Here is a 26,262-nt window from a genome sequence, read left to right as displayed (position 1 = left end):
ATGGCTAATTTGCAGAGTATTTCACAAAGAGATCTGACGCGAAGCAGTATTTTATGGTTCAGCATCGCTTTTGTTTTGACCATTGTGCCACAGCTATTTATCTTCCTTCCACCTTGGGTTGCAGTGATATTTGCAATTTGCTTTGTTTGGCGGATACAAATTTTCCGCATGAAGATTGGCTATCCTAATGGGATTGTGAAGTTTGCAATCATTGCATCAATATTGGGCATTCTATTTGTCACAAAAGGGAATTTCCTCAACACTGAAGGTTGTACGATCCTCTTTATGGCGATTTATGGCTTGAAATTTGTGGAAGCCAAAACAGTACGAGATGGTTATATCTTAGGTTGTATTGGGTTAATTGCTTTAGCTTCCACTTATTTATTTGAAAATTCAGCCTATCTTTTCATTTTTTCACTGGTGATTTTTACAACATTAATCGCAGCGATTATTGGCTTACAGCAATTGGGTTATAGTCTATATTCTAAAAAAGCTTTGTTGTGGAATGCTGTGAAAATTATGGGATTATCTTTACCTTTGATGGCGATATTGTTTGTGATTTTCCCTAGATTTCCATCTATGTTGCCCAATATGAATAAAACTGATGGAGAACAAACGCAGGCGCAAACAGGTGTTTCTAATAAAATGGAACCCGGGAGCATTGCTGAATTAGCCAATAGTGAAAAGCATATTTTATGGGCTGAATTTACACAAACTGTGCCTCAAACTAAAGATTTATACTGGCGCAGTTTAACCCTGGATCAGTTTGATGGACGTGCCTGGCATCAATCACAAACATCTCAAATGTTTTTCCCACCACGTTATCAAGTGAAAAGCAGAGTTGGAGAACAGAAGTATAGTGTGATTTTTGATCCGAGCTTTCAAAAATATTTGGCGACATTAGATATTTCTCAAATGGATGATAATCCTAATGCAAGACATAATCCTATCGTTTCTTACAGTGATTTCCGTTTTGAATATGATCGACCGATCGAAAGTAAGATTCAATATTCTGCAACGTACTTGCCTAGTGTAACGTTATTAAATCGAGCAGATGGTAAAGCCGGAGAAGGTGATATTCAACAGTTCTTACAAGTTACTGATAACAATCCGAAAACTACAGAGTTAGTAGAGACAATGTTAGCCGATGATCCATCAAAAACAGAGTTTGTGAATAGATTATTGCAACACTTTAAACAAGATGGCTTTCAATACACAATGCAACCAGGATTATTGCAAGGTCGAGATAGTATTGATCAATTTATGTTTGATGCAAAATTGGGATTTTGTGAGCATTATGCAAGTGCAACAGCATTTATGTTGCGTAAAGCTAATATCCCAAGCCGTGTTGTGATTGGTTATTTGGGTGGCTCAATTGATCGCAATCGTAATTTGATTGAAGTTCGTGGCAAAGATGCTCACGCTTGGGTGGAATATTGGGATGATCAAAATGGCTGGATTCGAGTAGATCCGACCACAGCAGTTTCTCCTAACCGTATTGATTTGGGTATTGATGACTTGATTGGAGAATTGACAGGGATGGGGAGTTCATCAGCATGGGATCGTTTGTCATCGTCATTTTCAGCGCTGAAAGATAGAATTGATTACAGTTGGACTAAAATGGTATTGAACTATCAAAGTTCATCGCAACAGTCATTATTGAAGTCATTGTTCAACATTGATTTTATTAGTGTATTTACATTAGTGAAAATTTCCATAGGTTTGTTATTCTCATTTGTTTTTGTACAAGCGATTATTTTCTTTAAGCCTTGGCGAAGACTATTTTTTAACGCAAACCATGAATATTTTAGAGTGATTGAATTATCGAATAAAGTATATGGTTTACAGTTATCTGTGAGTACAGCACCTGTGGAATTATCAGAAGCTTTAATAAAATATTTGCCAGCGAATGATCAAGAAAAAGTTCAAAATATGGCAGATGCTTTGGTAAAATATTGGTATCAACCCAATGCTTCGAATGCATCAACGAAAGATGTGAAGGAAGGATTATTTGCAGTACAAAAATTGTTAAAGGGAAAAAATGTTAGAAAATGAAATGGCTTTGTTAAAAGCTAGAGTGGATGAATTAGAACAGCGAGAAGCTTTTCATGAGTTAACGATAGAAACCTTGAATCAATGTTTGATCGATCAACAACAGCAGATCGAAAATCTCAAAACAGAGTTATCTAAACTCTCAACTAAAATTGCAATACAAGCAGAGGATTCACAGATTTCTCTTGCCAATGAGCGTCCACCACATTATTAATGAGCTCAATAACACTGAATTGAAGATTATTTTTAATGTGATCAAGTTTTAACAGGCACAAATAGATATCCCCTTTGTAAAAATCTAGTTTTTTCAGGGGGATTTTTTATATGAGCTTAATAAATGTATTACTTAACAGTATCTTATTGATATTTATGCGTAATATCTAATTTGATATTACGAACTATGATCATAATGATATAGAAGCTCAAAGCGGTCAATAAATAGGTACAAAGCTAGATAATCACTTGATTTCATATGGTGTTCTAAGGAAAATGTATGCATGCAATGTAAAATACTATAGTTGAATCTGTAATTATATTGCTCAAGGCTACAAATAGTGATCCTTAAAGAGGGAAAGAGTAGTAGAAAAGGCAGAGAATATGATGATTCTCAAAGAATGCCTAGGTAAGAAAGTATATAATGCTAGATCATCTTTAATATTTTTTATTGAAGAGAATAGTTGTTAAGTGATTAGAATTTAAGAGGTAGCTTATGGAAGTTTCTAGACGACAGTTTTTTAAACTGTCCGCAGGAGCTGTTGGTGGAACTGGCTTGGTGCTAATGGGAATGGCACCAGGTATCGCGAATGCGGAAGTTCGCCAGTACAAATTATTGCGTGCAAAAGAGGTTCGTAATACTTGTACTTATTGTTCAGTGGGATGCGGATTGTTAATGTACAGCATGGGAGATGGTGCTTTTAATGCTAAAGAAGCCATCATTCACGTTGAGGGGGATCCTGATCATCCAGTGAGCCGCGGTGCATTATGCCCGAAAGGTGCTGGTTTGTTGGATTATGTACATAGTCCTAACCGTTTGAAGTATCCAGAAGTTCGTCGCCCAAACTCAGATAAGTGGGAGCGCATTAGCTGGGATCAAGCGTATAAAGAAATCGCAGCATTGGTTAAAGAAGATCGTGATGCCAACATGGTTGTGCACGATGAAAAAGGTACACGTGTAAACCGTTGGGTTTCAACGGGGTTATTGGCTGCTTCTGGTGGTAGTAATGAAGCTGGCCACATTACAGGTAAATTTGTTCGATCATTAGGGATGGTATCCATAGACAATCAGGCCCGGGTCTGACATGGTCCTACGGTAGCAAGTCTTGCTCCATCATTTGGTCGCGGCGCCATGACGAATCACTGGGTTGATATTCGTAATGCCGATGTAATTATTGTAATGGGTGGGAATGCCGCGGAAGCGCATCCTGTTGGTTTTCGTTGGGTTGTTGAAGCGAAACAAAGACGTAATGCAACATTCATTGTTGTAGATCCACGTTTTAATCGTTCAGCATCCGTTGCTGATTTCTATGCACCAATTCGTTCAGGTACGGACATTGCGTTCTTGGGTGGTGTGATTAATTGGCTAGTTAAAAATGGCAAAATTAATTGGGAATACGTTAAAAACTATACCAATGCGAATTTTGTTGTGCGTGAAGACTTCAATTTTGACGAGGGATTATTCTCTGGTTGGGATGAAGAGAAAAACGCTTACACAGATAAATCCTCTTGGAATTACGAGTTGGATGAAAATGGCAATGCTGTTGTAGATCTTACAATGGAGCATCCTCGCTGTGTGTTCAATTTGATGAAAAAACACTATGAAGAATATACACCAGAGCTAGTGAGTACAATCACTGGTACGCCTGTGGCTGACTTCTTGAAAGTGTGTGAAACATTAGGTACATGTGCGGTTCATAATAAAGTTGCAACATTCTTGTATGCTTTAGGTTGGACGCAACATACTATTGGTTCACAAAATATCCGTACAATGGCAATGATTCAGTTGTTATTGGGTAATATCGGTATGCCTGGTGGTGGTGTCAATGCATTGCGTGGCCACTCAAACATCCAAGGCTTAACGGATATTGGTTTGTTATCAACTAACTTGCCTGGTTATTTGAACTTGCCAAGCGATAAGCAAACAGATTATCAAACATATATTACGCAAACGACACCAAAAGCGAATCGTCCAGGTCAGTTAAACTATTGGGGCAATACACCTAAATTCTTCGTAAGCTTGATGAAGACATATTGGGGTGCAAATGCAACTAAAGAAAATAACTGGGGCTTTGATTGGTTGCCAAAATGGGACAAAATGTACGATATTCTTCGTGTATTTGACATGATGAATAAGGGTGAAATGAATGGTTATTTCTGCCAAGGTTTCAACCCAGTCGCATCGTTCCCGAATAAGAATAAGAGTATTTCTGCATTATCTAAGTTGAAATTTTTAGTGGTTATGGACCCGTTAGTGACAGAAACATCTACTTTCTGGAAAAACTATGGTGAATCAAACGATGTTGACTCAAGTAAAATTGCGACAACAGTATTCCGTTTGCCAACCACATGTTTTGCTGAAGAAGATGGTTCGATTGTAAACTCAGCGCGCTGGTTGCAATGGCACTGGAAAGCTGCTGATGCACCGGGCGAAGCACAGCCAGACGTTAATATCTTGTCAGGTATTATGTTTGAGCTTCGCAAGTTGTATCAAGAGCAAGGTGGTGTTAACCCTGAGCCAATCATGAATATTTCATGGGATTATCGTATTCCATCTAAACCTCATCCAGATGAATTAGCCAAAGAATTAAATGGTTATGCATTGGAAGAGATTAAGGATGCTGCGGGTAATATCATTCATCGTAAAGGTGATTTGATTTCCAGCTTCGCAAACTTAAAAGATGATGGTACGACATCTTCAGGTTGTTGGGTTTATGCAGGTTCATGGACTGAAGCGGGTAACCAAATGGCAAACCGTGATAACAGTGATCCATCGGGCTTGGGCAACACACTAGGTTGGGCTTGGGCATGGCCTTTGAATCGTCGTATCATCTATAACCGTGCTTCTGCGGATCGTGATGGTAAAGCGTGGGATAAAGATCGTGCATTGATTTTCTGGAATGGCAAAAAATGGACAGGTTACGATATCCCTGACTTTAAAGTGGATGAACCACCTGGTACAGACATGAATCCATATATCATGAATCCAGAAGGTGTGAGCCGTTTGTTTGCGATTGATAAAATGGCAGAAGGTCCATTTCCATCGCATTATGAGCCAATGGAATCACCAATCGGTGTAAACTTGATGTATCCAAAACAGTTGAATAACCCTGCAGTTCGTATGTTTGAAAACGACAGAGAGCAATTGGGTGACATGAGTGAATTCCCTTATGTAGGTACAACTTATCGTTTAACTGAGCATTTCCATTATTGGACAAAACATGCATTATTGAATGCGATCGCACAACCTGAGCAGTTCATCGAAATGGGTGAAGAGTTAGCGAAGGAAAAAGGCATTGCAAACGGTGATAAGGTTAAAGTTTGGTCTAAACGTGGTTACATCAAAGCTGTTGCAGTTGTGACTAAGCGAATGAAGACAATGATGGTAAATGGCAAACCTGTTTATCATATTGGTATTCCAATTCACTGGGGTTATGAAGGTTTAACAAAACAAGGCTTCATTGCGAATACGTTGACACCTTTCGTGGGTGATGCGAATACGCAAACGCCAGAGTTTAAAACTTTCCTAGTGAATATTGAGAAAGTGCAAGGAGGTGCATAATGGCATTGCAATCGTTAGACATTAAACGTTTATCAGCGACGTCTACAACACCTCCGCAAGCTCGTAAGCACGTAACAGAAGTAACAAAAGTGATTGATGTTACTTCTTGTATCGGCTGTAAAGCTTGTCAGGTTGCTTGTTCTGAATGGAATGATCTTCGTGATAACGTTGGTACTTGTGATGGTACTTATAACAACCCGCATGATTTATCAGCAGAAAGCTGGACAGTAATGCGTTTTGCGGAAGCGCAAAACGTTGCTGATAAGCCAGATGAAGCAGAGAAATTAGAATGGTTGATTCGTAAAGATGGTTGTATGCACTGTGAAGATCCGGGCTGTTTAAAAGCTTGTCCTTCACCAGGTGCAATTGTTCAATACGAAAATGGTATCGTTGATTTCCACGAAGAAAATTGTATTGGTTGTGGTTACTGTATTACAGGTTGTCCTTTTAATATTCCACGCATCAGCAAGAACGACAACAAAGCATACAAATGTACTTTATGTTCGGATCGTGTTGCAGTTGGCCAAGAGCCAGCTTGTGTTAAAACATGTCCAACAGGTGCAATTCGCTTTGGTGAACGTGATGCAATGTTGCATTTTGCAGAAGATCGTGTGACTGAATTGAAAGGTCGTGGCTTTGATAATGCAGGTGTTTATAATCCTCAGGGCGTTGGTGGTACACACGTTGTTTATGTGTTACATCATGCAGATAAACCACAGGAATATTCCAATCTTCCAAAAGATCCAAAAATCAGTATGTTTACTGAAGTTTGGAAGGGCTTCTTAAAACCATTGTCAACATTTGGTATTGCTGCTTCTGTTTTATTTGGTTTCTTACATTTTATTACTGTAGGTCCGAATGATGCTGATAGTAAGGATAAAGATCGTGATGTGATTGATCCTAAGAAATTAGCTAAAAAAGCAGATGAGATTGATAAGGAGAAAAGCGCATGAAACAAGAAAATCGTTTGATTCAACGTTATTCCGCTTCTGAGCGTATCAATCACTGGATCGTTGCTTTCTGTTTTATCTTGCTAGCAATCTCTGGGTTGGCTCTGTTCTATCCATCGTTCTCATGGTTTGGTCAAGTGTTTGGTACATTACAAACAGCGCGTATCATTCACCCATTCGTAGGTATGATCATGTTTGTGGGCTTTATGATCCAATTTTTCCGTTATGCTTCCCATAACATTCCAAACATGGAAGATGTGAAATGGGCATTATCAGTGAAAGAAGTAGTAATGGGTCATGAAGTTGGCGATGTTGGTAAATACAACGCTGGTCAGAAAGTAATGTTCTGGGCAATGACAGTATGTTTATTCGTGATGTTAGTGACAGGTATTATGATGTGGCAGAGTCCTTTCTTCTTCGCTGATAACTTCTCAATTCCTGCGCGCCGCATTGCAATTTTATTGCATGCTTGGGCTGCATTGATTTTGATTGCATGTATCATCGTTCACGTTTATGCTGCAATTTGGATTCGTGGTACAATTCGTGCAATGACAGAAGGTGTTGTGTCTGAAAATTGGGCAAAAATGCACCATCCTGCATGGTATCGTGAAATCATGAAGAATGAAGCAAAAGTTGAGTCAGCTAAAAAAGATTAATCTTTCAGCTGATCATTAAAAAATAGGCGCAAGAAATTGCGCTTATTCTTTTTATGGGGAAAATTATGAGTCAATTTACACCTGAAAATAATGTCTTAGTGGGAACAATTCCTGACGTTAAGCCAATTATTTTGCCAACAGATAATCCTTTCACAAGTCGTGTGATGCAGTTTGAAAAGATGCGCATTACAGCGCCTGAAGAATTGCACATTACCATTGACTTTTGGATTCAATTAACAGAAGTCGCTCGCTTGATCTTTAAAGAAAGTGATATTGCTAAACCTGTGTTGAATGCTGAACATCCATTTTTGAATGATGATGCTTTGTTGCAATATTTACCAACAGTGTTGAAAGCTGTGTTGGTTGAATTGCAAAAGAAACCATTAACTGATGAAGTTCAGAAAGTTACAAAAGAACTTTCTCAATTAGCTGATGATGTGATCATTGATTATGGTCGTGTACTGTTAGGTTATACAGATACTGAAATTGCTAAAGAGTTCCAATTGTTCTTGTCCATCGCTTTGAAAATCGTGTATGTGAAAAGTGCAATATTGGCAGAATTGCCTGAATTGGAAGTAGAGCAAGGTTTCCATCATTGCCCGATGTGTGGTGATGCACCAATTGCAAGCGTGATTGATCCTATGGATAACGGCTTGCGTTATTTGTTGTGTAATTTATGCGAAACGAAATGGCACAAGGTTCGTTCAACTTGCCATAACTGCTCTAATACAGGCAAAATTGAATTGTTATCAGTGGAAGGTCAAGAATCTGTTATGAAGACAGAAAATTGCCCTGAATGTAAAACTTACATTAAACACATTGATCGTACTAAAAATCCAATGTTGGATGTTTATGTGGAAGACTTAGCAACATTGTCATTGGATTTCACATTGGCAGAAGATGATCATCAGCGTAAATCATTCAATCTCTATTTGAGATAATAATTACAGAAAAACCATTCAATCATGATTGAATGGTTTTTTAATATGCTTAATAACAAATAGTTTATATCTGTATTAATATCATAATATATTTAGCAGGAAGTTCATTCATTATGGAATACTATTTATTTACTTTCATTAAACTCATTATAGGTTTTGCGATTGTCATGGCTTATATGAATTATATGGGTAAAACACAGATTTCTCAGATGACATCTATAGATTTAATTGGTAACTTTATTTTAGGTGGCATCATCGGTGGTGTCATTTATAGTGAAACCATTCCAATACTACGATATATACTTGTTTTATGTATGGGCATTGGGTTAATGTCAGTGCTTAATATGATTACCAAGCATTTTGATTTCTTGAGAACCGTAACGATTGGCGTGCCGATTCCTTTGATTGAAGAGGGTGAATTTATTTTGTCTAATATTGAATCGAAGGATAATAAAATTGATATTATCAGTATTGCTTCTACATTAAGATCTCAAGGTATTCTCTCATTTCAAGAGATTCGTTTTGCGCAAATTGAGCCAAATGGGCAATTAACAGTGATTAAAATGCACGAACCATTGCCTTCCGTTATTATTTTAGTCAATGGTGAAATTTTGGTTTCTGAATTAGAAAAAATTAATAAAAGTAAAGAGTGGTTAGAAACAGAATTGAAAAAGCAAAATGTCAATGATAGCCAAGAGGTATTTTTAGCAGAATATTGGAATAATAAAGTTAAATTTGTGCTAAAAAGTAATAAANTCTAATATTGAATCGAAGGATAATAAAATTGATATTATCAGTATTGCTTCTACATTAAGATCTCAAGGTATTCTCTCATTTCAAGAGATTCGTTTTGCGCAAATTGAGCCAAATGGGCAATTAACAGTGATTAAAATGCACGAACCATTGCCTTCCGTTATTATTTTAGTCAATGGTGAAATTTTGGTTTCTGAATTAGAAAAAATTAATAAAAGTAAAGAGTGGTTAGAAACAGAATTGAAAAAGCAAAATGTCAATGATAGCCAAGAGGTATTTTTAGCAGAATATTGGAATAATAAAGTTAAATTTGTGCTAAAAAGTAATAAAGCATAAGTTTTTAGAATTATTCCAGATCATTGCATTATATAGGGTCATATAAAATCTAAACCAATATCTAACGATTTAACACTATGTGTTAACCAGCCCATAGCAATGAAATTTACACCAGTTGCTGCAACTGTAGCGAGAGTTTCAGGTGTAATTCCGCCTGAAGCTTCTGTTAAACATTTACCATGACAAAGCTGAACAGCTTCTTTCAAAACTTCAGGTGGCATATTATCTAATAAAACAAGGTTAATGCCTTCTGTTAATGCAAGTTTGAGTTGCTCTATGGTATCCACCTCAACTTCGATGGGAATTAAATGGCCTGCGAATTTTTTAGCATCTCGAATCGCTTGAGTGATGCTACCAGCAATTGCAATGTGATTATCTTTGATTAAAATTGCATCATCCAATCCCATGCGATGATTTCGCCCACCGCCAACACGCACTGCATATTTCTGTAATATGCGTAATCTCGGAATAGTTTTACGTGTACATGTAATTTCTACAGGATATTCGGCAATCATTGATTTGAGTCGATTCACTTCTGTCGCAATGCCACTTAAGTGCGTCAGAAAATTAAGTGCGGTGCGTTCAGCTGTCAATAGAGCACGAGCGTTACCTGAAACCGTTGCTAAGATTTGATTGGGTGCAATTGCAGCACCATCTTTTACTTTAGCTATGAATTCAATATTTTCATTAGTCATTGCAAATGCTAAACGTGCTAAATCTAGTCCAGCCATGATACCATTTTCTCTTGCAACGATATGTAAAGTTGCCATTTTATCGGCAGGAATAATCGCTTGGCTCGTGATATCGCCACGTCTGCCAAGATCTTCTGCTAATGTTTGTTCAATAAATGGTTTTAACAATACATCAGGTAATGGTGCTATTTTGCTCATATTGTCTTCCTAAATTTATATGATGAATTTAAATATACTCAGTATGAGCATATATATTTATTGCATATTTAGCAAATATCAGTGAAATTGGAATATTATTTTGTCATTGATATCAAATTATAGTGTATTGATATAATTTTGTTTTTTATTTTAAACTAAATCCATTGAAATTTAGTGATTAGTTTTTATATTCAAAGTCTGTTATGATTTTTCTCTAAAATCAATATATGCTCATTATGAGTATATGTGAAAATAAAAGGTTAAAGGGAGAAAGTAAATGGGGCAACAGAAGAGAATCAAACAATTATTACAGCAAAATAATGCAACATTAATTGCGCATTATTATACTGATCCTGAAATTCAGTCATTGGCTGAAGCAACAGGTGGTTGTGTTGCAGATTCATTGGAAATGGCGAGATTTGGCAGAGATTCAAAGGCTGAAATATTGATCGTTGCAGGCGTAAAATTTATGGGGGAAACTGCTAAAATTTTAAGCCCAAATAAAAAGATCTTAGTCGCAGATTTAGAAGCAACGTGTTCTTTAGATATTGGTTGTCCTGTTGATGAATTTTCCAAGTTTTGTGATCAATATCCTGACCGAATTGTAGTTGTGTATGCCAATACAAGCGCGGAAGTGAAGGCAAGGGCAGATTGGGTTGTAACATCAGCAATTGCTTTAGATATTGTGCGAGCACTACATGCTGAAGGTAAAAAAATCATCTGGGGGCCAGATCGACATTTGGGCAATTATATTGCTGAACAAACTGGCGCTGATATGGTTTTATGGCAAGGCCAATGCATTGTGCACGATGAATTTAAGGCAGATAGCTTACGATTATGCCGAGAACAACATCCCAATGCTTTGGTTTTAGTTCATCCTGAATCACCTGCTCAAGTTGTAGAGCAAGCTGATTTTGTGGGTTCAACATCACAAATTATTAAATTTGCACAAAGCTCAGATGTGGATCAATTTATTGTGGCAACAGATCGTGGCATTTTTTATAAAATGCAGCAATTAATGCCTGATAAAACTTTCATCATCGCACCAACGGCAGGCGAAAGTGCAACATGTAAAAGCTGTGCAATGTGCCCTTGGATGGCGATGAATACATTGGATAAAATTCAGAATATTTTAGAAAGTTATACAAATGAAATTACTGTGCCTGAAGAGATTCGAATACAAGCAGAAATTGGGATCAATAGAATGTTGGATTTCTCAGCAACACGTTCGATCAATATTAAAGCTTCAGGAGATTTAAGCAAAGATCAGGCATTATTTAACCAAATTGGCCCAGCTTAATTGAATGAGCGGGAAATCGGCAATTTACTGCCTGATAATGATCGCTCTAATAAAACATCATCTCTGAATCGGTATAATCGAGCAGGTCGACCTGGGCCTGTTGGATCCATTTCTCCTGTTTCTTCGATTAAGTCTTGCTGAATGATGAAACGGCGGAAGTTCTGTTTATGCAATGTGATTCCACCAAGTGCTTCAATGCTTTGCTGTAATTGAAATAACGTGAATGTTGGTGGCATTAATTCAAAAATTACAGGACGATATTTGATTTTGGCACGCAATCTTGTCATTGCTGAAGCTAGAACACGGCGATGATCATGCACCATAGATTGCCCACAATATTCTTTAGGCAAGATAACATTTTGTGCCATATTTTCTGGCAAAATCCCCACTTCATACATCAATTCATAACGCTGCAATACATATTCTTCATTCCACGCAAATGATGATAAACCCCAGCAGAGATTAATTCTTTGCTCTCGAGATTTTTGCTCAGCCACCGTATTGCCAGCATTGATCCAATGCTTAAAAATGGGTAATAATTCTGCCTCAATAAAGCTTGGACGACCATTACGATGATCTTCCCATGGAAAATACTGATACCAATTGAACCATGTTGCTTGAGACTCTAGATGATTGGTTTCTTCTCGCACTAAGCCTAAGTAGCTAATGTAAATAAGATAATGGCCAGAAGCTGTTTTACGATTGGTATCTACCAATGTATACAATTGCTCTACATAGCCTAATGATTGTTGAGTTTGTGTTTCAACCCACTGGCGAGCGCCAGCTTGTAGTGATCGATGAATGGGATTCAATGGACCATTTGGCAAAGAAGTGCCGTGTTCAACTGTGAGAACTTTGGCTTCAGAATCTGTCACAGCAATGAGAACAGCAGCCAATTCAGTTGTGGCTTCTTTGGTATTAAATGGTTTGTCCATGTAGAGAATATTTTCAAATGATAAACGGTGATTATAAGATAAAGCCTGAGATAAGGCACGCATTACAAATATGCATGTTTTTGCTATGATATGGCATCATCTTGGGAGCTGAGTTTATGCCATATTTTTTAAGTATTTTAATCACATTAGCCTGCATTATTCACATTATGAAAACAGGGCAAGAGCGTTATTGGGTTCTGATTGTAATCATTGCGCCAATGCTTGGGCCGATTGCATATTTTGTGGTGGTGATTTTGCCAAGCTTAATGGATTCTCGTCGTGGGCATAAAATTAATAAAAATATTAAAGGTTTAGTGAATCCTAATGCTGATATTAAGACAGCTGAAAATGAAGTGAGAACGGCTCCAACTTTTATGAATCAAAAATATTTGGCGGATGCATATTTTGCAGCACATCGCTATCAAGATGCTTTGACGCTTTATGAAAAGATTCAAGTGGGCTTATATGCCAATGATCCTGAATTATTATTACAAATTGCAAAATGCTATTTTTTCTTAGATCAACCACAAGTTACGATTCAAACATTGGATGAATTGAGAGCGACAAATCCAGATTATGATTCCAGTGAAGGGCATCTATTTTATGCTAAATCTTTGGCAGCACAAGGTAATACACAAAGGGCAATTGAAGAGTTTGATGCTTTAGTGGTTTATTATCGAGGTTATGAAGCTAAAGTGAGTTATGTAGAAGCATTAGTGCAGTTAAATGAATTGGATAAAGCTAAAGAACGAGCATTGGCATTACGTGATGAGGTAAAATTAATTCCTAGTCATGTGCGAGATTTGAATAGTGAATGCTTAAAGCGCTTGAAGAAAATTATCAGTGATCATCATTGGTAATCTGAAAAATTAAATAGTATTTGACCTAAAGGGTAATAGTAGCTATTATCTGCCGTGTTGCACGATCGTGATATCTTTCACAGGTGTAAACATATTCTTACAGATTGATTTCAAAGATCAATTTAGTATGAAATGCCATTGAAATACATCGTCATTCAATGGCTAAAACCCACAAACAAATATTTTATGGTTATCTAACTTGGCAGTTAGTAACTTATTGTATTTCTGTTTGTCACTAAATATCGTATTACTATTTAATCGTTCACATAATAACGAATAAAATCTAGCATATATGCAGGCTTTGCCCTGTGTGACTATTAATAAATAAGCTACAGCTAAAATAAAGAATGAACAGTTAAAAGCTATTGCATTGGTAATACGATCATTTAGTTGTATTAACATTTGTCTATAAAGGAACAAATATGCCAATAGTAGTTTATGTTTTAGGTCTTGCCATTTTTTCAATTGGCACATCAGAATTAATGATTGCAGGAATGATGTCATCATTATCTGACAGTTTTAATATATCCATCGGGCAGGTTGGGCATTTGATTTCATATTTTGCCTTTGGTGTGATGCTAGGTGGCCCAGTTTTAACATATTTCTTTTTAAAATTTAAAGCACCATATCGCCCAACCTTATTAATCTTATTATTACTTTATGCTGTTATTCAAGGCATCAGTGCTTTGATCAATAGCCATGAAATTTTGATAGTCATTAGAGTTGTCATTGGTATTTTATGTGCAGGTTGTTTGAGTTTAGCTTTAGCCACTAGTATGTCGATTGTTACTCGAGAAAAGATTCCAAGTGCAGCAGCTGTTGTGATTGGTGGATTTATGATCTCTAATGTTTTTGGTGTGCCTTTTGCCACTATTGTGAATGAATATTTTGGCTGGAGAGTCAGTTTTGGTATTGTCGCAGTTATGGTATTTGTCTGTTTAATTTCTTTGTTTTTCATGCTGCCTGATTTAAAAACCAATAAAAATATTGAGCCTGAAAATACTATTAATGAAATGGATGCATTCAAGAAATCAGCGTATTGGAAAGCATGTTTAACAAGTTGTTTGATTTTAGGTGCAAGTTTTGCAGCATTTAGCTATTTAGTTCCAATTTTAACGTATGTTACACAAATGGATGTAAAAGTGATTCCATTTATCTTAATGCTTTATGGTGTTGCTAATGTGATTGGCAATATTATCACTGCTCGTTTTGCCTATAAATATAGTTTGCAGGTTATGTTAATTGGGCTTTCAGTATTGACTGTTTCTTTAATGAGTATGGCGATATTTGCAGAATTTGCTTGGCTAACTATTTTATTCATTATATTCATCGGATTATCTGGTGTACCGATGAATCCTGCGATGATGGCTCGTATTGCCAGTGTCGCACATCCAGGCCCGATGGTGAATGCAGTTCATACATCTGTCATTAATATAGGTTTAGGTGGTGGTTCATATTTAGGTGGATTAGCAATTACAGCAGGCTTTGGTTACCTTTCGACTATATGGATCGGTGCGGCTTTAGCATTTTTAGGGCTATTATCATTGTTGCCATATGCATTGAGAAAGAAAACAGGATGGGAATAAAAATTAAAACTATTTAAACGCCTTTCGGGGCGTTTTTTATTGGGTTTAATATATAATATGAAAATAATAAATTTAATAATATTTAAGAGCTAACAAAGAATAAATGAACAATTAGTTGATGTGCGTTAAGAAATGTAATTGTAGTGCTTAGAGAAAATTCATAAGGCCAGTATTCTACGGTTATGTGGGATAAAAATTTACTAATGCAGTTTCAAAATCGACGGAGATAAAAAATGTTAGGCATTCCGATGTATGTGATAGATCTATTGATTGGCACTATCGTCGCCATTATGGTGGGGCGGTATATTATTAAAGGTTACTCGGCAACAGGCGTATTAATGCTGGGTGGATTTACACTTTTGATTATCAGTTTATTTTTAGGTAGAGATATCATACCTGATCAATCAACAGGCATTGAAGTCCTAGATATTTTTGAATTCACAAAAAGCTTATTATCCAGTCGTGCTGCTGATTTAGGAATGATGATTATGATTTTATGTGGATTTGCATCCTACATGAATCATATTGGTGCGAATGATGTTGTGGTAAAACTTGTATCTAAACCATTAACACATATTAAATCACCGTATATCTTGATGATCGCAGGTTATTTCATTGCATGTTTGATGTCATTTGCCGTGTCTTCTGCAACAGGATTAGGCGTGTTATTGATGGGAACATTGTTCCCATTGATGGTGAATGTTGGTATTAGCCGAGGTGCTGCTACAGCAATTTGTGCATCCCCAGCGGCATTAATTTTGTCACCAACATCAGGTGATGTCATTTTGGCAGCTGAGAAATCAGGTATGGGTGGCGATTTACTGATTAATTTTGCATTTTATAAAACATTGCCAGTTTCAATTATCGCAATCATTGCCATTGCAATCACACATTTCTTTTGGCAGCGTTATTTAGACCGAAAAGAGAATAGTGTTTGTGAACGTTTAGATGTTAATGAGATTAAAACTAATGCACCATCTGCATACGCAATTCTGCCATTTTTGCCCATTATCGGGGTGTTGGTTTTCTCTGGTAAATGGACATTGCCATTCAGTGATCAATTGATTCCAAATTTGAATATTATTACAGTTTTGATTATTTGCTTATTCATTACAGCAGTTATTGAGTTTATTCGCTCATTCGATGCACAGAAAGTATTCGAAGGCTTAAATTGCGCTTATAAAAGCATGGGTGATGCATTTGTTACAGTTGTGATGTTATTAGTTGCTGCTGGTGTATTTGCAGAAGGTTTAAAAGTTGTGGGCTTTACATCAGGTTTGATTGAATTGGCAGAATCAGCAGGTGGTGGCGCTTTAATCATGATGATTGTTTTAGTATTAGTCACAATGCTCGCAGCCATTGCAACAGGTTCTGGTAATGCACCATTTTATGCATTTGTAGAGTTCATTCCAAAAGTTGCTTCAGAAATGGGGATTAATCCTGCATATTTAGTGATCCCAATGCTCCAAGCATCCAATATTGGGCGCACAATGTCACCAGTTTCTGGTGTTGTAGTTGCAACGTCAGGGATGGCAAATATCTCACCATTTGAAGTAGTAAAAAGAACAGCTGTGCCAATGATTGTGGGAATGTTGGCAGTGATCATTGCAACAGAGATTTTAGTCCCAACTGCACCTTTATAGACTCAAAAATTTGCTTAATAAAATTATCCCTTCTGGAGGAAGGGATAAATCATATAATCATTGAGTTTCAAATCAAAAAAAAGCCAGCAATGCTGGCTTTTTTGTCTTTTAAATTTTAATTAATAAAAATCAATGCGCATATTGGCATAGAATGAACGACCTGGTGATGAATAATCGTTATTAAATGATGCGTAGTTTTTATTGAAGATATTGTCAACGCCAGCATTGAATGTTACACCTTTCCATTGTGGTGGCATTACGCTGATTTTTAAATCGTAGATTTGATAAGCTCTATTTTTCTCTGTGCCTTCCATGTTTGCATAGCTACTGCTTCTACCTGTCATGGATGGCGTGATTGCGATCCAATCCACAGGTTTGATGGATGCATAAAGATAACCAAAGTGTTTTGGCATATGTTTGATCTTAATCTCTTTATGATCTTTATTTTTAACATCCAAATAAGTATAGCCTGCACCTAATTGTAGATATGGGCTTAACTCATAATCCAAACCTAATTCAATCCCTTTACGCTCAACTTTACCAGGTAAGTTAATGGATTGGCGAATTGCATAACCAGCGAAGCTATTGAAATCAAAATCACTACGATCAATAGCATCTTTGGATTGGCTATAGAACAATGCAGCATCCATCGTCAAGCCATCAATTGGTGTGCCGTTATAACCCAATTCAATATTGAGTGCACTTTCAGGTTTTAAGCCAGGGTTTTGCAAAGTAATGCTCGGTACAAATTCACCTGCTTTACAGCCAGTTTGTCCTTTCGGGCATTTCTTCTCTGATCCACCTGCATAGTTAGAATAAGATTCTTTAAAACTTGGGAAACGAGTTTTTTTACCAATTGTGAAACGGAAAGTATCTAGATCAGTTGGCTTATAAAATAGAGCTGCTTGGAAATCTGTAGAATTATAAGAAGGCGCTAACATTGAATTAGCTGCTGGGTAAGCACTCAACAAATGTTGAGTATTAATGCCAATGTCACTTGCTGAAGCTGTGCGTTTAGTATAGACAATCCCTAACTGTGCTTCCCATTGTTCATTGAATGTGATCGTATCTTCTAGAGCAATCGAGTAGAACTTCTGCGTTGCTTTAGAGTCGGAATCAGGCATATGTAATGATGAATTGGGGAATGTATCAAAGGATTTATGAGTTTCATCTTTATAGCTCAACATCATTTTAACTAAATGATTGCTGATAACGGTTGTACCAACTTCTACCGATGCACCAAATGCTTTGTCATCATAATGGCTGCCTTTAGGATCACCGCGCCAGCCAGTTAATGTGTTTTTATAAGTATCATAATAAATACGAGGTTTGATATAAACTTTATCGTCCATTAACCAAGTGGTTGATACAAACGAAATCGTTTCACGATCCCATTTTGGCCATTTCCAAGTGGTTGGGATGAAGCCTTTTTGTCCTTTATGGCCAGGATATTTTTTTGCTTCTTGCTTGGAATAGCTCAATACATATTCATCTGTTGCATTTGGTGTCCAACCAACTTTAATGTTCGTACGGCGATCTTTTACATTGTAAAGGTACTTATCTGAATTCACAGTTTGACCTTCAGCATCGATGCCTTCAAATTTCTCTGCTAAATGTGTGTATTTGCGTGTACGGTCAGAAAAACCTGCTTGTAAATACCAATTTTCTTGTAATGTCCCAACGTTAACACTGGTTTCTTGTGTATTGCCAGATCCACCGCCGATCACGCCAGAAAAATCGAATTTAGAGCGAGGCTTCATCGTGACAATATTCACAGCACCGCCCATTGTATTGTGGCCGTACATGACAGAACTATAGCCTTTAGCCACTTGAATGGAGGAGATATCAGCAGTGGAGAATCGCCCCATATCCGAATAACCATCGTAGGGAATATAAACGGGAATGCCATCCACATAAATAGGTACGTAACGTAAACTATAACCACGCACAGTAACGCCAGATTCAAATCGTCCTGAGTTACCTGAAGCAATCGGCGAATCATAAAATATACCAGGTGTATATTGCAGCGCTTCGCCCACATCTTTTGCTTCTAAAAGATCAATGGTTTCTTTACTGATGTAAGATTCAAACAATTCAGATGTTTGTGGCATCGATGCTGAAACCACAACAATACCTAATGTGAATACGTTGCTATTTTTGGTTGTTTGCGCAGTTGTTTCTTCTGTTTGTTGTACTGCTTCATCTGCATACACAACAGAAGAGCAGAGTAATAATGCAGCCGCAATTTTGCTCATTTTAAATAAAGATGATGGTTGAATCATATTAGACATTCCCAAATTAATGAGTTTTCCAGTGAATAAAAGCCCATGCGTGTTGCATAGGTTGTGCTGAATAAATTTTGGATTGGTTTTTCTGGTAGTAATGCACCAAACGATCAATCTCCTCTTCATTCAATGTGCCAATCGACCATTGAACTGCTTCGATAAAGCTTGGCTCATCCAATGTGAGCACTTTGCTTGAGCAATTTTGTGTTTCTAAAAAATCTACAGAAACACGATAACCTTGCTGATAAAGTAGGTTCATGGCGTAAATATAAGTAGGGAAGCCAATATCATCACGGCCAATGGCGCGCAGGATATCTCGGCTGATGAAATCTTTATCTACTGTCATTGTCATATAGACAGCTTTTTTGGCTTTGCTATTGAGTTTTGCTAAAGCTGATTCAATGTCATTCACCATGGAGGAGCGGGAAGATACGCAAATGTCGCATTCAGGCACATCATCCCAATTGTCATCCCATGATTTTAAAATGCATTCATAGTTTTCAATGTCTTGTTCTGCTGCGCGTTCTTTGACAACTTCGAGCATTTTTGGACTGTAATCTAGTTCATACACTTTTTCTAAACCGGATGCTAACGCTAAGCCAATTGTGCCACCGCCACAGCCTACGTCCAATAATGTGCTCGCATTTGTTAAGTCCATACGAGATGTAAAATCTTGAATATAAGATACCCCCGCGCAACCACCGCCAGATTTCATGTTATGGGCTTTTTTATCCCAATCATCAGATGTTTTAGGTTTACGAATGGCTTGTGCTGCATGATTTCGATAAAGTTCTGCAAAATCGACATCAAAAATAGTTTTAGAATTAGACATAATGTCATTCCTCTAAGATTAAATAATAAATGGTAAATTTTTAGCGATGATGGCTTCATCGAGCGCATAGATGTGTGCTAAGTTTTTTATGGTTAAGCACTCTTTGGGTGAGCCATCTGCAATGATAGTGCCGTGATCTAATAAGATAATACGATCTGCAATTTGCATTGCATGCTCGGGTTGATGTGTTGTCATTAAGATGGATAAACCTTGTGCTTTGAGTTTTTCTATTTGTTCTAGCACTCGCATTTGGTTACCAAAATCTAAACTTGCTGTGGGTTCATCCATGATCAAAAATGATGGATTCTGTGCGAGAGCACGGGCAATCAATACTAATTGTTGTTGTCCGCCGCTTAATTGCGTGTAAGGCTTATGCGTTAAATGCTCAATACCTAATTGTTGAATGCATTCATGGGCAATGGCTTTATCTTGTGCTTTTGGGGATGAATACCAATCTAAATGAGCTGTTCTTCCCATTAGCACAACTGCTTCTACTGTGAATGGAAAAACATGATTGTGGGCTTGTGGCACATAACCTAAATATTTGGATAATTCACTGCGTTGCCATTTTTGCTGTGGCTTTTGATTGATGAGTATATTGCCTGCAATTTTCGGCAATACGCCTAAAATCGTTTTCAATAATGTTGTTTTACCACAGCCGTTTGCGCCTAATAAGCAAGTCACTTCTTGTGATTGAAAGGAGAGATTCAGTTCTTCCGCTATAATCTGCCCACGATAACCAATCGTTAAATCCTGTAACTGAATTAGGCTCATGATTTTGCTCCGCCATTGATCAATAAACCAATGAAGAATGGTGCACCAATGAATGCAGTTAATACACCCAATGGAATTTCAATAGGGAATGCTGTGCGGGCGATTGTATCTGTGAGCAGTAAGAAAGTGGCACCTAAAAATAGGGCAGTTGGTAACATTTTTCTAAAATCAGGGCCAACCCATAATCGCGCAATATGTGGAATCACTAAACCGATCCAACCAATGATGCCTGTAATGGCAACAGTTGCGGATGTCATCAATGTGGCAGATAAAATAAAAATAATGCGCAAGTGTTTAATATTCACGCCAAGCGCAAGAGCTTCTTCATCATTGAGGCTTAATAGATTCATGCGCCAGCGGAGCAGAATGAGTGGAATAATGCTCACCAATAATAGTGGTGCAACGATGGCTAAATCGCTCATGGTTGCCATAGTTAATGAACCCATCATCCAAAATGTGATTACAGTGAGTTGGCTGTAAGGATCAGATAATAGCTTGATCATGGAAATGCTTGCACCAAGTAATGCTGAAATTGCAATGCCTGATAAAACAAGCGCCAAGATAGGATCTAATCTACGAACGCATTGGGAGATGATATAAACTAAAAATACTGTGGCTAAGCCAAATATAAAAGATAGGATTTGCACGCCAATCACAGAATAATTGAGATAAATGGCAAGAACAGCACCCAATCCTGCACCTGCAGAAACGCCCAAGATATCAGGCGATACTAAAGGATTTCTGAACATGCCTTGATAAGTACTGCCTGCGATTGCTAAAGCTGCACCTGCTAAAATAGCCATGAGAATTCTCGGTAAGCGGATATTCCATAGTACAAAGCTTTGATCACTCAATGTTTCGTCGTTGAATAACTCTTTAAAAGCATGGATTAAATCACTGAAGGGAATATTGATCTGCCCAACACAAAATGCGATCAGCACCATTACGAATAATGCAATGGGTGGGATTAACAACCTAACCATTAAATGGTTCCAGTGAGCTGGGTTAAGGCTTCATGTGATAATGAATAGCCGTAGAACAGTTGATAATATTCAATGATATTTTGGGCATAATCATCGTATGATAATAATTCAGGATATAAAACGTGAGCGAGCCAAGAAACGCTTAATAAACGATTAATACTTGGAGGTTGATCTAACCAACCAAAAGGTAATTTAGGTGCATAATAAACGCGTCTATTTTTTACGGCAGGTAATCGTTGCCATAATGGATCAGTGAGGACTTTTTGATAAAAATGATTGTCCATCGCAATGATCACATCAGGTTGCCATAGCATTAGTTGTTCCATAGAAACGCGAGAAATGATTTTTTCACCTGCGCCTTCTGCGACGTTTTTTGCCCCAACCCAATCCAATACTTCTGTATGAATGGAACCTGCTAAACCTGTTTCTAATCCATCAGCACCGCGTGCAGAGTAGATTTTTAATTGGGATGATTCTGTAATTTTTTCAGCAATATTATGAGTTTGTGATAATACTTTTTGTGCATAATCTGATAATTTTTGCCCTCGTGCTTTAACGCCGAGCAATTCACCTAAATGGGATAATTGTTGTGGCGTTTCAGCTAAAGAGCCATTCATCAAAACGTAGGGAATGTTGGTTTGTGATTGAACGCGTTCAGCAGTGCTTACGTAAGTTGGCGTAATGCTACCAATATCAACAATGACATCAGGCTTCATTTGTATGACTTTTTCTAAAGAAGCTGTTGTGCCACGGCCAGCAAATCGACCAGTTTGGGGTAATTGTTGTAAATGCTGACTAAAAAATGGCTTTTGTAGATCCGATAAAGGATGTGTTGAAAGCCCTAATAATTTTTCTGGCACTAATGATAATAAAAGCACGTCGGAAACTGGGCCAGCGCTTAATACTCGATGAATATTTTGAGGTGAAGGAATCTCGCCGAAGCTTTTTATCAAAAATGATTGATTTGTTTCTGCCATGAGGATGGCAGGAAAATGAGCGACTAGGGATGTCACTAACATTTTCTTTAAAAAGCTACGGCGATTTTCCATATACAAAGTGACTAGTTAATTAGTGATTTAAGGGAAACCACAGATTAAGATAACCGTTATGTATTGTCAAATATAACGATAAGCGGTAATAAAGATTTGATATTAATCAATATGATAAGGTTGATTGAAACGTAATTGGGAAGTTTATCAGGCAATATTTGAGACAGTTTTTAACATGTAAATATTTGTATATCTGATGTAAAACTTGGAAAATTGAATATTACATAAACTGCAAGGGTGATATATTTCATCTCAGAAGTTAGGTTGTACTCATCCCCTCCCCTGAAAGTGGGTACAGCCTTCTTGTAACACACACAATCCTTGGTCCTTAGTAGGACGTTCCCCTTAATTGGGGTTTTTTGTGTTTAATCTTAAAATTATATAAAAGCAACCCACTACATTTGTATATGAAGTGGGTTATATGTTGAGGAATAACTTAAAGATTATTTATGTGATTTTAATTTGCCAGTTAACGGTGGGGCGATTAAGGGCTCACTTTTGCCAGGATAAGGCACTTCGGGGAAACGATCAGAATGATTTTCCCAATCTTTCAATGCTTCTTCGATGGTTTCTTGTTCCCAAGCCACGAAGTTCCACCATATTAATGGCGGATATTCGATTGGCTCGCCACCGATCAATAAAGCACGGCTGCCTTCATGTAATTTTAAAGTGATGGATGTTGTGTCCGCAGGGATATAAGCCAAAGTATTATCATCCATTTGTGCTTCTTCAGCCGTCATTTCACCTTCTAATGGCAATAATCCATATTCAAAATTAGGATTCAATGGTAAAGTAATGGTGACATCTTTTTTGCCTTTAATGTCCAATGCACTTAATGGGCTATGCATTTCCACAGGGGAAATATGACCATCACATTCACCCACTAAAACATAAGCTTCATAGTCATCATGATTAATGTGCGGCAATTTAGGATAATGCTTAAAATCAGGCTTAATCGTTTCTTTATCTTTTGGCAATGCGATCCAAAGTTGTGCTAAATGTAGTTCTTTACTATCAGGATGACTCAATTCAGTATGAACGATGCCTTTGCCAGCTGTCATCAAGTTGATTTGATAAGGGCTCATGATTTGATGGCTGCCTAAACTATCATTATGAATGATTTCACCTTGTAATAACCACGAGAATGTTTGCAAGCCAATGTGTGGATGCGCGCCAACATCAACATCTTCACCTAGTTTAAAAATGGTTGGGCCAGCATGATCCAAGAAAACCCAATGGCCAATATTACGAAGCTCACGTTGCGGAATTGCGCGCTTAATTGGGAAGTTTTCGCCAATAATAGCAGTGCGTAATTCAAATAATTCGATGCTCATAATTATTCTCCTAATAAATATATATCAATAGGATAACGAGCTTTATGATGTCATTCAATTAAAAATCAGTGAATATTGATGGATGGTCAATTCTATATTTGCAACAATAAAAAAGCGACCCGAAGATCGCTTTCTAATAACTATAAATATTAACCAATCATTGCATGAGGATAGAAGCGAGATAAATCTTGTGTGATGATCTCTTTATCTTCACGGATACAGATACCTGCAGATTCATCGCCTACAACCCAGCTTCCTACTAATGTTGTGTTATCTTCAAATTTTGGCAATGGATAATAAGCCTGAACAATATAGCCTTCTTCACCATATGGACCATCAATTTCAGAAATGATAGAACCACGATCCACGATAGAAATATTCGCACCTTCACGAGAGAAGAGCGGCTTTTTCACATAAGTGGAGAGATTATTGGCTTTGCTATCTTCTGCAAAGTAGCTTTCCAATAGGTTTGGATGATTTGGGAACATTGACCATAACAAAGGCAAGATTGCTTTATTGGACAAAATGCTCTTCCAACCTGGTTCAACCCATAAAGTTTTGCGGCTATCCAAATGGTTCGCAAACTCTTCACGGAACATAAATTCCCAAGGATACAATTTAAAGATCGTGCGAATCAATTCATCATTCACATCTGTGAATTGACCATTTTCAGTGATGCCGATATCTTCTACGAATAAGAAATCATTTGCTAAATCAGCATCTAATGCGCAATCCTGTAGATATTGAATGGTACCACGATCTTCTTCAGTATCTGAGCAACATGCGAAATGTAACTTAGAAATGCCATGCCATTGTTTAAAATGAGCAAAGCGTTCAATTAATTTCTCTTGAATGCTATTGAATTGATCAGCACCTTCTGGCAAATGGCCACGTTCAATTTGGTCTTCCAACCAAATCCACTGAAAGAATGCGCTTTCATACAATGAAGTTGGTGTATCCGCATTGTATTCCAACATTTTTGGTGGTGCTTTACCATCATAAGCAAAGTCAAAGCGACCATACAAAGATGGCTCTTTTTTGTGCCATGAATCTGCAAGGAATCCCCAAACATTTTCAGGAATGCGGAATTTTTGCAACAAAGCTTCATTATTGACAACTAAATCAACTGCTTCCAATGACATTTGATGCAATTCATTCGTTGCTGATTCTAATTCATCAATTTCACGCTCTGTGAATTCGTAATAATAATCTTCACTCCAATAAGGCTCATCATACATGGTGTGAAAATAGAAGCCGTATTCCACGGCTTTCTCTTGCCAATCTGCTCTTGGCGTTATTGCAACTCTTTTCATCTAAAAATTAACCACCATAAGATGTTGAACGGCTAGATGAATTCGATGTTGCTGAACGTTGAGTATTTTGCTTTTGTGAAGCGGCAATACGCTGTTGTGCAGCCATTTTACCAAAACCACCACGTTGCATTGTGCCAGCAGGTTTAGATTTGATATCACTTTTTGGTACAGACACAGTACGGCCACCAGCTTGTGCTGCGCCGTAGCTTTTGCCTGAACTATCATAAAAGTTAGTAGGGCGGCCAGTTGCATCTTTTGGCGAATAAACTGGTTTATGCGCAATATTGTTGCCACCAGTCATTCCACTCATCAATTTACCCATCATGAAACCAGCGAGTAATGGCATGAAGAATCCACCAGATGATTGCTGTTGCTGCATTGATTGTTCAGCATTGCCTGTTGCAGCTTGTTGAACTGATTGGCAGTTTTCAGCACCAAAGTCAGCTGTACATTCTTCAATTGTTGCGTACTTAGGTGCAGTTTCAATCGCTTCTTTGATTGCACTTTCATAAACGGCATTACATTCTGAAACCATGTTTGGATTGTTACTGATACAATCTTGTGCATCTGCATAGATTGTCAATTGTTCAGTATCATCGCTACCACCGCAAGCCACAACGCCAAATGCAACAAATAATGAGAGTGCAATTGGCTTTAACTTGAAGTTTTTGCGAAAGGTAAATTTATTAATGGAACGTGTTCTTTTCAGCATACTTAAGTGATTATCCTAAAAATAAAATGTTGAATTAAAAGGTTAAAACTTGGTCGTTTTCTTCCGTCATTTTAACAGCTTTTAACATTGTTGTAATTTCTGTTCGTTGATCTCTATCATGGAGCTTTCTGAACTGAAGACAAGTGCTGCATGAAAATATTTTGCCACGGTTCTCAATGAAGCGATCAATTTGATCTGATACGTTAAAAAATTCATGGTCCATGAATTCGCATTCAACACCTGCGCTCATTAAAAATGCAGTCACTTCGTGATCCATTTCAAGCGCTGTATTCATATAACGAA

The 26,262-nt window shown here is 37.4% G+C and carries 23 protein-coding genes; 12 read left to right on the top strand and 11 right to left on the bottom strand.

What is annotated here, in order from left to right; all coding sequences use genetic code 11:
- The 8 genes from BZK16_RS12980 (at position 1) to BZK16_RS12940 (ending at position 9,463) form a co-directional block, all read left to right on the top strand.
- Positions 1-2,055, top strand: coding sequence for a transglutaminase family protein (locus tag BZK16_RS12980; protein WP_077929314.1), 2,055 nt, complete (start codon positions 1-3; stop codon positions 2,053-2,055).
- A complete protein-coding gene (locus BZK16_RS12975; RefSeq protein ID WP_233145303.1) occupies positions 2,042-2,266 on the top strand; it encodes a SlyX family protein in 225 nt (74 codons plus the stop codon). Before BZK16_RS12980 ends, BZK16_RS12975 begins: the two co-directional genes overlap by 14 nt.
- 495 nt (positions 2,267-2,761) lie before the next feature.
- Positions 2,762-5,827 carry a formate dehydrogenase-N subunit alpha gene (fdnG, locus tag BZK16_RS12965; protein ID WP_096777526.1) on the top strand — a complete coding sequence of 1,022 codons (3,066 nt, stop codon included), beginning with the start codon at positions 2,762-2,764 and terminating at the stop codon, positions 5,825-5,827.
- Positions 5,827-6,780, top strand: coding sequence for a formate dehydrogenase subunit beta (gene fdxH, locus BZK16_RS12960; RefSeq protein WP_077929311.1), 954 nt, complete (start codon positions 5,827-5,829; stop codon positions 6,778-6,780). The genes fdnG and fdxH overlap by 1 nt, the downstream gene beginning before the upstream one ends.
- The gene (locus BZK16_RS12955; RefSeq protein WP_077929310.1) at positions 6,777-7,433 is read left to right on the top strand and encodes a formate dehydrogenase subunit gamma; all 657 of its coding nucleotides are present in this window, start codon (positions 6,777-6,779) and stop codon (positions 7,431-7,433) included. The genes fdxH and BZK16_RS12955 overlap by 4 nt, the downstream gene beginning before the upstream one ends.
- A gap of 65 nt (positions 7,434-7,498) precedes the next feature.
- Positions 7,499-8,374, top strand: coding sequence for a formate dehydrogenase accessory protein FdhE (locus BZK16_RS12950; RefSeq protein ID WP_077929309.1), 876 nt, complete (start codon positions 7,499-7,501; stop codon positions 8,372-8,374).
- 113 nt (positions 8,375-8,487) lie between these two features.
- On the top strand, positions 8,488-9,135 hold the full coding sequence (locus BZK16_RS12945) for a DUF421 domain-containing protein (RefSeq protein WP_077929308.1): 648 nt from the start codon (positions 8,488-8,490) through the stop codon (positions 9,133-9,135).
- Positions 9,125-9,463, top strand: a complete 339-nt coding sequence (locus BZK16_RS12940; RefSeq protein ID WP_077929307.1) for a YetF domain-containing protein — start codon at positions 9,125-9,127, stop codon at positions 9,461-9,463. Before BZK16_RS12945 ends, BZK16_RS12940 begins: the two co-directional genes overlap by 11 nt.
- 38 nt (positions 9,464-9,501) lie before the next feature.
- Here the strand turns inward: BZK16_RS12940 and nadC are convergent, their stop codons facing one another.
- Complete coding sequence (gene nadC / locus BZK16_RS12935) at positions 9,502-10,353, bottom strand: carboxylating nicotinate-nucleotide diphosphorylase (RefSeq protein WP_077929306.1); 852 nt, start codon at positions 10,351-10,353, stop codon at positions 9,502-9,504.
- Between the two features lie 277 nt (positions 10,354-10,630).
- Here nadC and nadA point away from each other — a divergent pair, with 277 nt between their 5' ends.
- The gene (gene nadA / locus BZK16_RS12930) at positions 10,631-11,653 is read left to right on the top strand and encodes a quinolinate synthase NadA (RefSeq protein WP_077929305.1); all 1,023 of its coding nucleotides are present in this window, start codon (positions 10,631-10,633) and stop codon (positions 11,651-11,653) included.
- Here nadA and BZK16_RS12925 read toward each other — a convergent pair.
- Entirely contained in the window at positions 11,650-12,588 is a 939-nt protein-coding gene (locus tag BZK16_RS12925; RefSeq protein WP_077929328.1) for an NUDIX hydrolase, read from the bottom strand. The genes nadA and BZK16_RS12925 overlap by 4 nt on opposite strands.
- Positions 12,589-12,704: 116 nt before the next feature.
- Between BZK16_RS12925 and BZK16_RS12920 the strand changes: the two genes are divergently transcribed.
- From BZK16_RS12920 to dcuC, 3 genes are all read left to right on the top strand, one after another.
- Complete coding sequence (locus BZK16_RS12920; RefSeq protein WP_077929304.1) at positions 12,705-13,448, top strand: tetratricopeptide repeat protein; 744 nt, start codon at positions 12,705-12,707, stop codon at positions 13,446-13,448.
- A 422-nt stretch (positions 13,449-13,870) separates the two neighbouring features.
- The gene (locus BZK16_RS12915; RefSeq protein ID WP_077929303.1) at positions 13,871-15,034 is read left to right on the top strand and encodes an MFS transporter; all 1,164 of its coding nucleotides are present in this window, start codon (positions 13,871-13,873) and stop codon (positions 15,032-15,034) included.
- Between the two features lie 254 nt (positions 15,035-15,288).
- A complete protein-coding gene (gene dcuC / locus BZK16_RS12910; protein WP_077929327.1) occupies positions 15,289-16,677 on the top strand; it encodes an anaerobic C4-dicarboxylate transporter DcuC in 1,389 nt (462 codons plus the stop codon).
- Positions 16,678-16,796: 119 nt separating this feature from the next.
- Here the strand turns inward: dcuC and BZK16_RS12905 are convergent, their stop codons facing one another.
- The 9 genes from BZK16_RS12905 to BZK16_RS12865 form a co-directional block, all read right to left on the bottom strand.
- Positions 16,797-18,959, bottom strand: a complete 2,163-nt coding sequence (locus BZK16_RS12905) for a TonB-dependent receptor plug domain-containing protein (protein WP_077929302.1) — start codon at positions 18,957-18,959, stop codon at positions 16,797-16,799.
- A gap of 16 nt (positions 18,960-18,975) precedes the next feature.
- Positions 18,976-19,794 carry a class I SAM-dependent methyltransferase gene (locus BZK16_RS12900; RefSeq protein WP_077929301.1) on the bottom strand — a complete coding sequence of 273 codons (819 nt, stop codon included), beginning with the start codon at positions 19,792-19,794 and terminating at the stop codon, positions 18,976-18,978.
- 18 nt (positions 19,795-19,812) lie between these two features.
- Positions 19,813-20,568, bottom strand: a complete 756-nt coding sequence (locus BZK16_RS12895) for an ABC transporter ATP-binding protein (RefSeq protein ID WP_077929300.1) — start codon at positions 20,566-20,568, stop codon at positions 19,813-19,815.
- Positions 20,565-21,551 (bottom strand): FecCD family ABC transporter permease, encoded by a 987-nt coding sequence (locus BZK16_RS12890; RefSeq protein ID WP_077929299.1) that lies wholly within the window; start codon positions 21,549-21,551, stop codon positions 20,565-20,567. Before BZK16_RS12890 ends, BZK16_RS12895 begins: the two co-directional genes overlap by 4 nt.
- On the bottom strand, positions 21,551-22,600 hold the full coding sequence (locus tag BZK16_RS12885; RefSeq protein WP_077929298.1) for an iron ABC transporter substrate-binding protein: 1,050 nt from the start codon (positions 22,598-22,600) through the stop codon (positions 21,551-21,553). The genes BZK16_RS12890 and BZK16_RS12885 overlap by 1 nt, the downstream gene beginning before the upstream one ends.
- A 443-nt stretch (positions 22,601-23,043) precedes the next feature.
- On the bottom strand, positions 23,044-23,934 hold the full coding sequence (locus tag BZK16_RS12880; protein WP_077929297.1) for a pirin family protein: 891 nt from the start codon (positions 23,932-23,934) through the stop codon (positions 23,044-23,046).
- Between the two features lie 149 nt (positions 23,935-24,083).
- Positions 24,084-25,247: a glutathionylspermidine synthase family protein gene (locus tag BZK16_RS12875; protein ID WP_077929296.1), complete on the bottom strand. Its 1,164-nt coding sequence runs from the start codon at positions 25,245-25,247 to the stop codon at positions 24,084-24,086.
- Positions 25,248-25,254: 7 nt separating this feature from the next.
- Positions 25,255-25,959: a DUF1190 domain-containing protein gene (locus BZK16_RS12870; RefSeq protein WP_077929295.1), complete on the bottom strand. Its 705-nt coding sequence runs from the start codon at positions 25,957-25,959 to the stop codon at positions 25,255-25,257.
- Positions 25,960-25,993: 34 nt separating this feature from the next.
- A partial coding sequence (locus BZK16_RS12865) for a DsrE family protein (RefSeq protein WP_143691185.1) occupies positions 25,994-26,262 on the bottom strand: 269 nt, incomplete at its 5' end.

Source organism: Wohlfahrtiimonas populi (assembly GCF_002006795.1).
In the GTDB taxonomy this organism is placed as follows: Bacteria; Pseudomonadota; Gammaproteobacteria; order Cardiobacteriales; family Wohlfahrtiimonadaceae; genus Wohlfahrtiimonas; species Wohlfahrtiimonas populi.
This window is presented reverse-complemented; position numbering and strand designations above follow the sequence as displayed.